This window comes from Streptomyces sp. NPDC002817 (genome assembly GCF_053592055.1).
Genome location: NZ_JBSFUY010000001.1, coordinates 354,481 through 367,353 on the forward strand (window position 1 = coordinate 354,481; position 12,873 = coordinate 367,353).

General features: G+C 70.7%; 11 protein-coding genes. 3 read left to right on the forward strand and 8 right to left on the reverse strand.

Features of this window, described 5'->3' with window-relative positions; all coding sequences use genetic code 11:
- Positions 1–748: 748 nt before the first annotated feature.
- The 3 genes from ACWD3I_RS01590 to ACWD3I_RS01600 form a co-directional block, all read right to left on the reverse strand.
- Positions 749–2,968 (reverse strand): heavy metal translocating P-type ATPase, encoded by a 2,220-nt coding sequence (locus tag ACWD3I_RS01590; protein WP_365394266.1) that lies wholly within the window; start codon positions 2,966–2,968, stop codon positions 749–751.
- Between the two features lie 79 nt (positions 2,969–3,047).
- The gene (locus ACWD3I_RS01595; RefSeq protein ID WP_365394267.1) at positions 3,048–3,287 is read right to left on the reverse strand and encodes a heavy-metal-associated domain-containing protein; all 240 of its coding nucleotides are present in this window, start codon (positions 3,285–3,287) and stop codon (positions 3,048–3,050) included.
- A gap of 47 nt (positions 3,288–3,334) precedes the next feature.
- Entirely contained in the window at positions 3,335–4,285 is a 951-nt protein-coding gene (locus tag ACWD3I_RS01600; RefSeq protein ID WP_365394268.1) for a PrsW family intramembrane metalloprotease, read from the reverse strand.
- Between the two features lie 54 nt (positions 4,286–4,339).
- On the opposite strand from ACWD3I_RS01600, the gene ACWD3I_RS01605 reads away from it, so the two are divergent.
- Positions 4,340–5,575, forward strand: a complete 1,236-nt coding sequence (locus ACWD3I_RS01605) for a cation:proton antiporter (RefSeq protein WP_365394269.1) — start codon at positions 4,340–4,342, stop codon at positions 5,573–5,575.
- On the opposite strand, the gene ACWD3I_RS01610 is transcribed toward ACWD3I_RS01605, so the two are convergent.
- Positions 5,553–6,218: a TetR/AcrR family transcriptional regulator gene (locus tag ACWD3I_RS01610; protein ID WP_365394270.1), complete on the reverse strand. Its 666-nt coding sequence runs from the start codon at positions 6,216–6,218 to the stop codon at positions 5,553–5,555. The genes ACWD3I_RS01605 and ACWD3I_RS01610 overlap by 23 nt on opposite strands.
- Before the next feature lie 143 nt (positions 6,219–6,361).
- On the opposite strand from ACWD3I_RS01610, the gene ACWD3I_RS01615 reads away from it, so the two are divergent.
- Positions 6,362–8,611: an MMPL family transporter gene (locus ACWD3I_RS01615; protein WP_365394271.1), complete on the forward strand. Its 2,250-nt coding sequence runs from the start codon at positions 6,362–6,364 to the stop codon at positions 8,609–8,611.
- On the forward strand, positions 8,580–9,623 hold the full coding sequence (locus tag ACWD3I_RS01620) for a zinc-dependent alcohol dehydrogenase family protein (protein ID WP_365394272.1): 1,044 nt from the start codon (positions 8,580–8,582) through the stop codon (positions 9,621–9,623). Before ACWD3I_RS01615 ends, ACWD3I_RS01620 begins: the two co-directional genes overlap by 32 nt.
- Here the strand turns inward: ACWD3I_RS01620 and ACWD3I_RS01625 are convergent.
- From ACWD3I_RS01625 to ACWD3I_RS01640, 4 genes are all read right to left on the reverse strand, one after another.
- A complete protein-coding gene (locus ACWD3I_RS01625; protein WP_365394273.1) occupies positions 9,604–10,170 on the reverse strand; it encodes a GNAT family N-acetyltransferase in 567 nt (188 codons plus the stop codon). The genes ACWD3I_RS01620 and ACWD3I_RS01625 overlap by 20 nt on opposite strands.
- A 117-nt stretch (positions 10,171–10,287) precedes the next feature.
- Positions 10,288–10,488, reverse strand: a complete 201-nt coding sequence (locus tag ACWD3I_RS01630; protein WP_046262470.1) for a helix-turn-helix transcriptional regulator — start codon at positions 10,486–10,488, stop codon at positions 10,288–10,290.
- A gap of 385 nt (positions 10,489–10,873) precedes the next feature.
- Positions 10,874–11,809, reverse strand: coding sequence for a helix-turn-helix domain-containing protein (locus tag ACWD3I_RS01635; protein WP_451084007.1), 936 nt, complete (start codon positions 11,807–11,809; stop codon positions 10,874–10,876).
- A gap of 104 nt (positions 11,810–11,913) precedes the next feature.
- Entirely contained in the window at positions 11,914–12,831 is a 918-nt protein-coding gene (locus ACWD3I_RS01640; protein WP_365394274.1) for a sugar phosphate isomerase/epimerase family protein, read from the reverse strand.
- Between the last annotated feature and the right edge of the window lie 42 nt (positions 12,832–12,873).

Below are 12,873 nucleotides of genomic sequence, written 5' to 3' on the forward strand. Positions count from 1 at the left end.
GCGTCGTCGAGCGCGACTTCGTCTTGATCGAGGAGCGCTGACACCTGCCGGTGGGGGCGCCGCTTCGGTGAGGGCCTCCGTCGTGGGGGCCTCCGTCGGTGGAGGCGTGTCCGTCGGTCTGCGGTCACGAGCCGGTGGTGCCCCGCTGTGCTGAGACGTGACGTCGCAGGGCCCCGTACACCTGAGGGTGTGCGGGGCCTTCGTGTGTCCGGTGTCCGTACATGAGCGCACATAGGAGAAGGCGCCCCAGCGCCAGTCCCCCCACGGGCCGACGACCAGGGCGCCTTCCCATGTCCCGGTGCGGATTCCCCCCACGGGATCCGGCCGGGCGTCTGAGAGACCAGCGCCTGAATTCGCTGTCTTTCGGTATTGCCAGGTACTGCCGTTGAGCAGAACGAGCAAAACTCGCCGTACTACTCCTGTGTGCGATCTGCCGGGACAGCGCACGGTCGGGAGGGCCGCTCAAAGCTTCCCGAAGTGCGTGCCCCGGCAACGCATCTCTGAGGAAGTCCCCCAAGACATCCTCAGATGCCAGGATGCGCCCCCCAAGACGCGGCCTGACATCGTCAACTTAGACCTTCGAACCCCTTCGATGGTTACCTTCACATCACTGTGATCTGCGTCTCTTGCATATGTCCGTTAGGTACGCAAGAGGGCTGATACGTCGATCGAGGCCCAAGCGTAAGGATGATGCGCGAGCCTTGTGAAGAGCTTATGTGAGTGACGCGCCGGACTCCAGAGGGGTCCCTCAACGGAATGCGCGCAGACGCAGGCTGTTCGTCACCACGAAGACCGAGGAGAACGCCATGGCGGCACCCGCGATCATCGGGTTCAGAAGCCCCGCGGCGGCCAGCGGCAGCGCCGCCACGTTGTAGCCGAACGCCCACACGAGATTGCCCTTGATCGTGGCCAGCGTCCGCCGCGACAGCCTGATCGCGTCGACGGCCACCCGAAGATCCCCGCGCACCAGCGTCAGATCGCTCGCCTCGATCGCCGCGTCGGTCCCCGTCCCCATGGCGAGCCCCAGGTCCGCGGTGGCGAGCGCGGCCGCGTCGTTGACCCCGTCCCCGACCATGGCCACGACCCGTCCCTCGGCCTGCAACCGCCGTACGACGTCGACCTTGTCCTCGGGCAGCACCTCGGCGACGACCCGCTCGATCCCGACCTGCCCGGCCACCGCCTCCGCCACCGTCCGGTTGTCCCCGGTCAGCAGCACCGGCGTCAGCCCCAGCGCGCGCAGCTCCCGCACCGCCTCGGCGCTGGTCTCCTTCACCGCGTCCGCGACGGCCACGACACCCCGTGCCGCCCCGTCCCAACCGACCACCACGGCCGTACGCCCGCCGCTCTCGGCCGCTTCCTTGATCCGGGCCAACTCCTGCGGCAGGACGTCGTGGAGGCGCCCCACGGCCACGTCACGGCCCTCCACGCGCCCACGCACGCCCCGCCCGGGCACGTTCTCGAACCCCTCGACCTCCGGCAGCGGCCCGACCCGCTCCTCGGCACCGGCCGCGACCGCCCGGGCGACGGGGTGCTCGGAGGCGTGCTCCAGGGCGCCCGCGAGCCGCAGCACCTGCTTCTCGTCGGTGCCCTCGACGGCGTGGACCTCCTGGAAGGTCATGCGTCCGGTGGTCACCGTGCCGGTCTTGTCGAGTACGACGGTGTCGACCCGGCGCGTGGACTCCAGCACCTCGGGTCCCTTGATGAGGATGCCCAGCTGTGCCCCGCGCCCGGTCCCGACCATCAGCGCGGTCGGCGTGGCCAGTCCCAGTGCGCACGGACAGGCGATGATCAGCACGGCGACGGCCGCGGTGAACGCGGCGACGGTGTCCCCGGTGAGGCCCAGCCAGGCCCCGAAGGTGGCGACGGCGATCAGGATGACGGCCGGTACGAACACGGCGGAGATCCGGTCGGCGAGCCGCTGCACCTCGGCCTTGCCGTTCTGCGCGTCCTCGACGAGCTTCGCCATCCGCGCGAGCTGGGTGTCGGCGCCCACGCGCGTGGCCGCCACGACGAGCCGCCCGCCGACGTTCACGGTCGCGCCCGCGACGGCGGACCCCACCGCCGCGTCCACCGGCACCGACTCCCCGGTCAGCATCGACGCGTCCACCGCGGAAGCCCCCTCGACGACGGTGCCGTCGGTGGCGATCTTCTCCCCGGGTCGTACGACGAACCGGTCCCCGACCGCCAGCCGGCCCACCGGAATCCGCACCTCGCGCCCGTCCCGCAGCACGGCCACGTCCTTGGCGCCCAGCTCCATCAGCGCCCGCAGCGCCGCCCCCGCGCGCCGCTTGGAACGGGCCTCCAGATAGCGCCCGAGCAGGATGAACACGGTGACCCCGGCGGCCACTTCGAGATAGATGGTCGAGGCGCCCTGCGCGCGGGAGACGGTGAACGCGAACTCGTCCTTCATGCCCGCCATGCCCGCGTCCCCGAAGAACAGCGCCCACAGCGACCAGCCGAACGCGGCGAGCGTGCCCAGCGAGACCAGTGTGTCCATGGTGGCCGCGGCGTGCCGCGCGTTGGTCCAGGCGGCCTTGTGGAAGGGCAGCCCGCCCCAGACGACGACGGGGGAGGCGAGGGTGAGCGCGAGCCACTGCCAATTGTCGAACTGCAGGGCCGGGACCATCGAGAGCAGGACTACGGGGACGGCGAGCACGGCGGTGACGACGAGACGCTGCCGTAGCGAAGTCAACTCCGGGTCCTCGTCCGCCGCTTCCTCCCGGGGTGGCGCCGGCTCCTCCGCCGTGTACCCGGTCTTCACCACCGTGGCGATCAGATCGGCGACCCCGACGCCCTCGGCGAAGGTGACCTTCGCCTTCTCGGTGGCGTAGTTCACCGTGGCGGTGACCCCGTCCATCCGGTTGAGCTTCTTCTCCACGCGAGCCGCGCAGGAGGCACAGGTCATCCCGCCGATGAGGAGCTCGACTTCGGAGCCGGTCGGCGTTATCGGGGTCTCGGTGGCGGTCATGCCGTACTCCAGGAAACGGGCCGGGCCGTGCGGGACCAGTCTCGACCGGTCGGCACGGCCCGTGGTGAGGGGGGTGGGGTCAGGCCTTGCCGACGAGCTCGAACCCGGCCTCGTCCACGGCCGCGCGCACCGCCTCCTCGTCGAGCGAGGCCTCCGACACGACCGTGACCTCACCGGTCGACGCGACGGCCTTCACCGAGGTCACCCCCGCGAGCTCGGAGATCTCGCCGGACACGGAGCCCTCGCAGTGTCCACAGCTCATCCCGCTCACCTTGTAGACGGTGGTGACGGAACCCTGGGTGTCGGTCTGGGCGCTCATGTCGTTCTCCTCGTCGAGGGATGTGGTCCGTTACCCACACTATACCCCTAGGGGGTATTTCTCCAAGAAGGATCCCGCCGCGCCAGCGCCCGCACCCACGCGACGCCGAAAAGCGACACCAGCACCATGAGCCCGACCGAGAGCACCGTGAACAGATGTTGTTGCTGGTCGGTGGGGTGCGGCAGATATCCCTGGGCGAACAGGTCCCCGTCCGGACGAGTGCTCGCCAGCCGCGCCACCAACCACAGCGCGATGCCGTGTGTCGAGTCCCACAGGGCGTGCAGCAGCGAGACGCCGACGAACGTGCCGATCGCGGGCCCGGCGAAGTGGAAGCGCCCGTTCGGCCGGCGGTACGACAGCAGCACGCCGCCGGCGATCGCCGTCCACAGCCCGTGCCCGAAGGGGGCGAGCACCCCGCGCAGGATCTCGGTCTGCAACAGCGCCCGGAGGTCGATCCCCTTCGTGGAGACCGCGGCGTTGAAGGCGTATCCCGCGCTCTCCAGGGCCGCGAAGCCGAATCCGACGGTCGCGCCGAGGACGAGTCCCGCCCGTATGCCGCGCAGCCGTGGCTGTCGCCGCAATACGAACATCAGCGCGCCCAGCTTCACCGCCTCCTCGATGAGGCCGACGCCGACGAACATCCACAGGGACGGGTGCAGCAGGTAGTACTCCATCAGCGACGCGCCGAGCACCCCCAGCGTGCCGCCCGTCAGGAAGCAGCCGAGGATCACGCTGACGCCGAGGTCCCGGCCGTGCCGCTCGTACGCCCACAGCACGAAGGTCACCGGCACCAGAAAGCTGCCGAGCAGGATCAGCGTCGGCAACAGGGTCGTGTTCTTGGTGGCGTACGTGGCGAGCGCGGTCAGCGTCCACAGTGCGAGCCCGCCCCACAGGCAGCGGCTCCACAGGCCCGGCCGGATCTGGGGGTACGTCGGCGGGGGCTGCTGCGGGCCGGGGATGCGGGCCTGGGGTGCGCCGGGCGGCGGGGAGTAGGTCACGGCAAATCCCTCTGACTGGACGGATTTGTCCGAACTTTATGGTAAGTACGCCCTATGTCGCAGGCCGGGACGCTCGTGCTGATCATGTCCATCGCGGTGCTCGCGCCCCTGCTGGCGTACGGGATCAGCCGGTGGCTCCCGGTACCGCTCGTCATCTTCGAGATCGTGCTGGGCATCCTGGTCGGCCCCGACGTACTGGGCTGGGCGGGGGACGGAGAGGTCATCGACACCCTGTCCAACCTCGGGCTGACGATGCTGATCTTCCTTGCCGGGTACGAGATCGAGTTCGACAAGGTCCGCGGGGACACTCTCAAACGCTCACTGTGGGCGTGGGGGATCTCGCTCGCGGTCGGGCTCGGCGTGGCCTCGGCACTGTCCGGCTGGTCGAAGGGCGTCTACATCGGTACGGCCCTCACCAGCACCGCCCTCGGCACGATCCTGCCGGTCCTGCGCGACGCCGGCGATCTGCACTCGCGGTTCGGTTCGGTGATGATGGCGGTCGGCGCGGTGGGGGAGTTCGGGCCGGTCATCGCCATGGCGCTGCTGCTGAGCGGGCGGTCGCCGGGGGAGTCGGCGGCGGTGCTCGCGGTGTTCGCGCTGCTGACGGCCGGCGCGGTGTGGTGGGCGCTGCGGCCGCGTCCGCCGTGGTTCTCCCGGGTCGTCGCCAGGACCCTGCACAGCAGCGGCCAGTTCGCCGTACGCCTGGTCGTCCTGCTGCTCATGGTGATGCTCGGCATCTCCCAGGCCCTCGGTCTCGACACCCTGCTCGGCGCCTTCGCCGCCGGGTTGATCACGCGCCTGGTGCTGCACGGGGCGGCGCCGGAGAGCGCCGGGCCCGTGCTGGAGAAGGTCGAGGCGATGGGGTTCGGATTCCTGGTGCCGGTGTTCTTCGTGGTCACCGGCATCGAGTTCGACCTGGCCGCCCTGCTCTCCGGCGGCCGCGCGCTGCTGCTCCTGCCGGTCTTCCTGCTGCTGTTCGTCGCCGTCCGCGGTCTTCCGGTGTACGTCCTGGCGCCGCGCGATCTTCTGCGACGCGACCGGCGCGCTCTCACCCTCTTCGCCTCCACCGCGCTGCCGCTGGTCGTCGCCATCACCACGATCGGCGTCGAGGACAAGGTCCTGAAGTCGGAGGAGGCGGCGGCGCTGGTGGGTGCGGGCATGCTGTCGGTGCTGCTGTTCCCGCTGGCGGGGCTGCGGTTGCGGGGGATGGGGGTCCCCCCGATCGAGCGCGGTCGAGAGGGGGGAAGGGTGGGGTCGGAGGAGGCGGTCAGGGGGTCGGAGTCGTGGTGAGTCCTTCCGGCAGGCCGAGCCCGGCTCCCACGAGCGGGTCGAGGTAGCGGACCAGGGCGTTCTTCAACTCCTGGATGTATGCGTCGCGTTCGGCGCCCTCGTGGGCGAGGACGAGCTCCAGGCCGGCCATGTACATCCCCAGCCCCATGTGCGCGACGCGGGTGATCGCGGCCTGGGGTGCCTCGGGCATGAGCGAGCGGAGCAGGTTCTCGACGCGGGCGACGAGGGTCGTGTGCAGGGCGTCGTGCTGCTCGGCGATCCGGCCGGGGATGTCGGGGCCGTGCATCAGCGCGAAGAACACCGGGTGCTGGCAGTTGAAGTCGATGAACCGGTCGACGATGGTTCCGACCGCCTGCTCGAGCGGGGTCGCCGGGTCGACGGGCGCGAGCGCCTCGCCGTAGGTCTCCTGCATCTCGTGCATGAGCCGGCCGCCGAGCTCGACTGCGATCGCTTCCTTGTTCGGGAAGAACTGGTAGAGCGTGCCCGGTGAGACGCCTGCCTCGCGGGCGATGGCATTGGTGCTGGCAGCCGTGTAGCCGGTCGTGCAGAAGACGGAGGCCGCAGCTTCGAGCAGCTGTGCGATACGGCGTTCGCCGCGGGCCTGGCGGCGGCGCGGCTGGTCCTTCTCCTCGTTCGCGGGCACGCGTTATCCCCAACTCTCCGAACAGGATTGACAACACGAGCGGTCGCTCGCATTCTGGAGAAACGCGAGCGATGTCTCGTGTTTGCCAGTCTATGGCAAGGCAATGGCAGATCCATGCTGCCCGGTGAAGGGGACACCGCACGATGACCGAAGTCAACGAGCCACCGTCCGTCGGAGGCTGGACCCGCCTGGTGACCGCCCGTCCGAGGCTGGCCCTGCTCGCGGCCCTCGTGCTCACCGTGCTCGCCGTGCTGGCAGGCAGCGGGGTCGCCGATCGTATGGGCGCCGGCGGCTGGGAGGACCCGGACGCCGAGTCCACGTACGCGACCAAGGCGCTGGAGCGCGAGTTCCCGGACTCCCAGCCCAACCTCCTGCTCCTGGTCGACGCGGGAAGCGCCTCGGTGGACGCCCCGGCGGTCGCGGCCGAGGCCGAGCGCCTGACGGAGCGGCTGACGGGCGAGCAGGGCGTGACAGGCGTCGGCTCCTACTGGGCCACCGGCGCCCCGGCCCTGCGCGCGGAGGACGGGCACGAGGCGCTGATCGCCGCCCGCATCACGGGCGACGAGAAGGCGATGGGGGAGACCCTGGACCGCCTCGCCCCCTCGTTCCGGGGTGCGCACGGCCCGGTGGAGGTGACGATCGGCGGCCCGGTCGCCGTGCGGCACGAGATGCAGACGATCATCCAGGAGGACCTCACCCGGGCCGAGCTGATCGCCCTGCCGGTGACGCTCGTCCTGCTGGTGATGGTCTTCGGCAGCGCGGTCGCCGCCCTGCTGCCCCTCGGCATCGGCATCGTGGCGATCCTGGGGACCAACGCGGTGCTGCGCGGCCTGACCGGGTTCACCGACGTCTCGGTCTTCGCGATGAACCTCACCACGGCCCTCGGCCTGGGCCTGGCCATCGACTACGCCCTGTTCATCGTCCGCCGCTTCCGCGAGGAACTGTCCGTCGGCGCCGACCCGTTGACCGCGGTCGGCACCACCCTGCGCACGGCCGGCCGCACGGTCCTCTTCTCGGCCCTCACGGTCGCGGTCTCCCTGGCGGCGATGCTGCTCTTCCCGCAGTACTTCCTGCGCTCCTTCGCCTACGCCGGCATCGCGGTCGTCCTGCTGGCCGCGGCGGCCGCGCTGATCCTGCTCCCGGCGGCGCTGGTCCTGCTGGGAGAGCGGGTCGACTCCTGGGATCTGCGGCGCCTGTTCCGCCGCGAGCGGCCCGCCCGGGAAGGCGCGGCCTGGGCCCGCGCGGCGACGCTCGTGATGCGCCGGGCCCCCTTCTTCGCCCTCGGCACCACCGCGGTCCTCGTCCTGCTCGGACTCCCTTTCCTGGGCGTGAAGTTCGGCACCGCCGACGACCGCCAGCTGCCCTCGACCGCCGAGTCCCATGTCGTGCAGCAGCACATCAGGGACGGCTTCCCGGGCAGCCCCGGCGGCGGCCTGGAAGTCCTGGCGGAGGGCCGGGCGAGCCAAGCCCAGTACGCCGCGTACAAGGAGCGGATCGCCGAACTCCCCGACGTACTGAGGGTCGACGGCCCCCTGGTGAAGGGCGAGGCGGCGTACTTCACGGTGCAGCCGAAGGGCGAGGCGGTCGACGACGCGGCTCAGCGTCTCGTGGGCGAACTGCGCTCCATGGACGCCCCCTTCGCCACCGGCGTGACCGGTACCGCGGCCGTCCTGGTCGACTCCAAGGACGCGATCGCCGGGCAACTGCCCTGGGCGGCCGCCTTCATAGTGATCGTCACCCTGCTCCTGGTCTTCCTCCTGACCGGCAGCGTGCTGATACCGATCCAGGCGGTGGTGCTCAACGCGCTCAGCCTGACGGCCATGTTCGGCGCGGTGGTCTGGGTCTTCCAGGACGGCCACCTCTCCGGCCCACTGGGCTTCACCAGCCCCGGCTCGATCGAGACGACCCTCCCGGTCCTGATGTTCTGCGTGGCCTTCGGCCTCTCCATGGACTACGGCGTCTTCCTCCTCTCCCGCATCAAGGAGGAGTACGACACGACAGGCGACCACAACGAGGCGGTCCGCCACGGCCTCCAGCGCACGGGCGGTCTGATCACGGCGGCGGCGGTGATCCTGGCGGTGGTCATGGTGGCGATCGGCACGTCACGGGTGACGAACACCAAGATGCTGGGCCTGGGCATCGCCCTGGCGGTCGTGATGGACGCGATGATCGTACGGAGCCTGCTGGTACCGGCGGTGATGAGGCTGACGGGACGGGCGACATGGTGGGCGCCAGGACCGCTGCGGAGGTTCCACGAACGGTTCGGCTTGAGCGAAGGGGGCGAGAACCCACCTAGGGGCGCGGGGAACTGCGCGACCAGCCACGATGTACCCGCAGACGAAAACGGCGATGGGATGGCAGATGCGAGCGGTGGTATTCGAGCAATACGGTGAATCCGCCGAGGTACGGGATCTGCCCGACCCCCGACCAGCACCCCACGGCGTCGTCGTACGCGTAGAAGCCACCGGCCTCTGCAGAAGCGACTGGCACGGCTGGCAGGGCCACGACCCGGACATCACCCTCCCCCACGTACCCGGCCACGAACTCGCCGGCGTCGTGGAAGCGGTCGGCACCGGGGTCACCGCCTGGCGCCCCGGCGACAGAGTGACCGTCCCCTTCGTCTGCGCCTGCGGCACCTGCGCGACCTGCGCCGCCGGCGACCACCAGATCTGCCCGCACCAGACCCAGCCCGGCTTCACCCACTGGGGTTCGTTCGCCCAGTACGTAGCCCTGGACCACGCCGACGTGAACCTCGTGGCGATCCCCGACGACCTCTCCTACGCCACCGCCGCGGCGCTCGGCTGCCGTTTCGCCACGGCGTTCCGCGCGGTCGTGCAACAGGGAAGGGTCGCCGCGGGGGAGTGGGTCGCGGTGCACGGCTGTGGCGGGGTGGGCCTGTCGGCGGTGATGATCGCGGCGGCGTCCGGGGCGAGGGTCGTGGCGGTGGACGTGTCCCCGCCGGCGCTCGACCTGGCACGGAAGTTCGGCGCGGCGGAGTGCGTGGACGCGTCGAAGGCCGGGGACACCGGGGCGGCGATCCGCGAGCTGACCGGCGGCGGCGCCCATCTGTCGCTGGACGCCCTCGGCTCGCCCGTCACCTGCGCGGCCTCGGTCGACTCGCTGCGCCGCCGGGGCCGGCACGTCCAGGTAGGCCTGCTCCCCTCACCCACCGGCACGACCCCGGTTCCGATGGCCCGCGCGATCGCCCTGGAGCTCGAACTCCTCGGCAGCCACGGCATGGCCGCGCACACCTACCCGCCGATGCTGGAGCTGGTCCGGGCGGGCGTGCTGCGGCCCGATCTGCTGGTGACGTCCTCGATCGACCTGGACGCGACACCCGCCGCGCTGGCCGCGATGGGCACGGCACCGGGGGCGGGGGTGACGGTCATCGAGCCGTGGCGGTGAGGGCGGCCCAGTCGCGGTCGAGGATGCCCATGACGACTTCGTCGACCCATGCGCCGTGCTTGAACTCGGTCTCCCGCCGGAGACCCTCCCGTACGAATCCGGCCTTCTCGTACACGCGCAGGGCCCGGTGGTTGAAGGCGTATGCCTCCAACTGGATCCGGTGCAGCCCGAGTCGCCCGAAGCCGTACCCGACGATGAGCCGGGTCGCCTCCGTGCCGATGCCCCGGCCGCGTCCCCGCGGGCCGATCAGCGTGCGGAAGGTGCAGCTGCGGGCCGCGGGGTCCCACTCGTAGAGCACGACCTCGCCGACGAGTTCACCGGTGGCGGGGTCGGTGACGGCGAGGTCGAGGCGGTCGGGCTGGGCACTGCGGGAGCCGTACCAGTCCCGCAGCCGCTCCGGGGTGACTTCGTCGGGCGGATCGCCCGTGAAGTGGGCGACCTCCGCGTCGCCGATGATCTCCCACATGCCCTCCGCGTCCGCCTCCGTGAACGGACGCAGCACGGTCTTCTCGCCGGTGAGGACAGGTTTGACAGACAAGTCGCTCATGGGGCGACTGTGCCAGAGGCGACCTTCTTCCGGCCCGCGATTTTCGAGGCCGCCGACGCCACGAAAAAGGGGTGCCTGCGAGTCGTACGCAGGCACCCTTCGACACGACGGGAGGTGTCAGTCCTCTCTGCGCCCGCGGTTGCCCGGGCGCGCGGCGACCCACTTCCGGACGGTGTCCGCGTACCAGAACGGCTTGCCGCCCTCGACATGGTCGGGCGGCGGCAGCAGCCCGTGCTTGCGGTACGACCGCACGGTGTCCGGCTGCACCCGGATGTGCGCCGCGATCTCCTTGTACGACCAGAGCCTTCGGTCGGTCATGAGTGGCACCTCCTCGCGCGCACCGCGGCGGCGGCCGGGAACGGCCGTCGGGGGTACCGGGCGCTGCGCTGGCGATCACAAAGCCTGTGCCCCGTGAACGACGCTGAGTGACTGCAAGTCAGGGGCTGTGTACCGCGTGTGACGCAAGACCCGCGTACACGCGACATGTGTGACACGAAGGGGGCGTTTGTGACGTGAGTGCAGCAAAGGCGTACGCGGGCCTATGGGCGGGGCGCGTTGACATCGGCACGCGGAACGCCCTTCACGGCGTGCGGCCGGAGGCGGGCGCCCAGGGCGGGCCGGACCCGCTGCGCCGGGCCCGGCCCGCCGGCTCCCCCGTCCCCCGTGGCCGGAGCGGCTCAACACCGGAGGTCACAGACTGCATTCAGCCAACACCGCCGGTCTTGGAAAAATCCGCACCGCCACCCGGCATGAGCACCAGACTCGTCGCCTCGCCCGTCATCCGGTCACCGTCGGGCACCCCGCCCGGCCCGCGCCGCGCCAGCGTGAACTCCCGCGGTGTGCACCCGGTCATCGCCTTGAACTCGCCGCTGAGATGGGCCTGGTCGTAGTACCCGCACACCGCCGCGGTCTCCGCCTGCCCCCGCCCCGCCGCCAGCAGCCGCCGAGCCCGCTGCAACCGCAGCACCCGAGCCGCCGCCTTGGGCCCGAGCCCGATCTGCTCCCGGAACCGGCTCTCCAGCTGTCGCACACTCCACCCGACCTCCTCGGCGAGCCGCGGCACCGGCATCGCACCCCCGCTCCGCACCAACTCCGCCCACGCCCGCACGACGCGGTCCGAGCAGGGCGTACCGGCCGCGGACCACCGCGCGAACACCTCGTCCAGCAGCCCGAACCGGCTTTCCCAGGACGGCAACGCGGCCAACGCGGAGGCGAGTTCCCCGACCCGCTGGGGCAAAGCGTGCGGCAACTCGTCCGGGTCGACGGTCCGATTGGCGAGCTCGTACTGCGGCGTCCCGAAGAGAGTGAAGGCCGCCCAGGGCGTCAACAGCACCTCGATGCCGGAGAGCCGTCCCTTGTGCTCTCCGACGGCAGGGGTCGTCGTGGGCCCGCAGAACACGGACACGAGGGTGTCAGGGGCGCGTCCCGCCCGGGAGATCCGTACGGGCTCCTCGAACCCGAGGAGCAGCGTGGCCGCCCCGATGGGGGCCTCCAGCCGTCGCCGGGGCCCATTCATGGCGACCCGGACCCCGCGATAGCTGATGATCGCGGGCCGCACCCGGGGATGAGGCGCGGCAACGGCGAACTCCCAGGCCCCCGAGGGCCCATATCCGTTCAGGACGCGCACGGCACGACTCATCGCCCCATGCTGCAACACCCTCAGGGGCGCGGGGAACTGCGCGACAGGCCACGAATCATCTGCACTCGCCCACGCACAGCACCCGGCACCCCTTCAGGCGCCCGTCACGCCCCGCAACTCCGAAGAAACGCACGAGTCCGCTGAGCAATGGGCAACGGCTTGTCCGGCTCACAGGGGTACATGTCCTGTTCGACAATCGCGAACAGATCCACATCCAGCTTCCCCGCAGCCTCCAGCACCGGCCCGAGCGCGGGCACACCCGTCGGCGGCTCACACATCACACCCTGCGCCACCGCGGGCCCGAACGGCGTGCCCTTGGCCCGCACGTCCGCGAGGATCTCCGGGTCCACCTGCTTGAGGTGCAGATACCCGATCCGCGACCCGTACGTCTCGATCAGCTTGACGCTGTCCCCGCCGCAGTACGCGTAGTGCCCGGTGTCCAGGCACAACGACACGAGCGAGGAGTCGGTCCCGTCCAGGAACCGGACGACATTCGACTCACTGTCGATGTGGGTGTCGGCATGCGGATGGACGACGATCCGGAGCCCGTACTCCTCCCGCACCCGCTGCCCCAGCCGCTCGGTCAGCGAGGTGAGATTCCGCCACTGCTCCGGCGTCAGGGTGTCGGACTCCAGCACCTCACCGGTTTTGTCGTCCCGCCAGAAGGACGGAATGACCACGAGGTGCTTCGCTCCCATCGCCTGCGCCAGCACCGCGTTGTCCGCGACATGCGCCCAGGTCTTCTCCCACACGGCCTCGCCATGATGCAGGCCGGTGAAGACGGTGCCGGCGGACACCTTCAGGCCCCGACGGTCCACCTCCTCGGTGAGGACCGCGGGATCGGTCGGCAGATACCCGTACGGGCCCAGCTCGATCCACTCGTAACCGGAGCCGGCGACCTCGTCGAGGAAGCGCTGCCAGGGGACCTGCTGGGGGTCGTCGGGGAACCACACACCCCAGGAGTCGGGAGCCGACCCGATCCGGATGCGCGACAGTGAGGGCTGAGGTGACAACGACGTCATGCCGGCCAGCTTCCGTTCGGACGGTAAGCGCTGTCAAGGTCT

Coding starts and splice junctions, on each gene's coding strand:
- ACWD3I_RS01590 (WP_365394266.1), bottom strand. CDS start 2,968: ATGACCGCCACCGAGACCCCGATAACGCCGACCGGCTCCGAAGTCGAG.
- ACWD3I_RS01595 (WP_365394267.1), bottom strand. CDS start 3,287: ATGAGCGCCCAGACCGACACCCAGGGTTCCGTCACCACCGTCTACAAG.
- ACWD3I_RS01605 (WP_365394269.1), top strand. CDS start 4,340: ATGTCGCAGGCCGGGACGCTCGTGCTGATCATGTCCATCGCGGTGCTC.
- ACWD3I_RS01615 (WP_365394271.1), top strand. CDS start 6,362: ATGACCGAAGTCAACGAGCCACCGTCCGTCGGAGGCTGGACCCGCCTG.
- ACWD3I_RS01620 (WP_365394272.1), top strand. CDS start 8,580: ATGCGAGCGGTGGTATTCGAGCAATACGGTGAATCCGCCGAGGTACGG.
- ACWD3I_RS01625 (WP_365394273.1), bottom strand. CDS start 10,170: ATGAGCGACTTGTCTGTCAAACCTGTCCTCACCGGCGAGAAGACCGTG.
- ACWD3I_RS01630 (WP_046262470.1), bottom strand. CDS start 10,488: ATGACCGACCGAAGGCTCTGGTCGTACAAGGAGATCGCGGCGCACATC.
- ACWD3I_RS01635 (WP_451084007.1), bottom strand. CDS start 11,809: ATGAGTCGTGCCGTGCGCGTCCTGAACGGATATGGGCCCTCGGGGGCC.
- ACWD3I_RS01640 (WP_365394274.1), bottom strand. CDS start 12,831: ATGACGTCGTTGTCACCTCAGCCCTCACTGTCGCGCATCCGGATCGGG.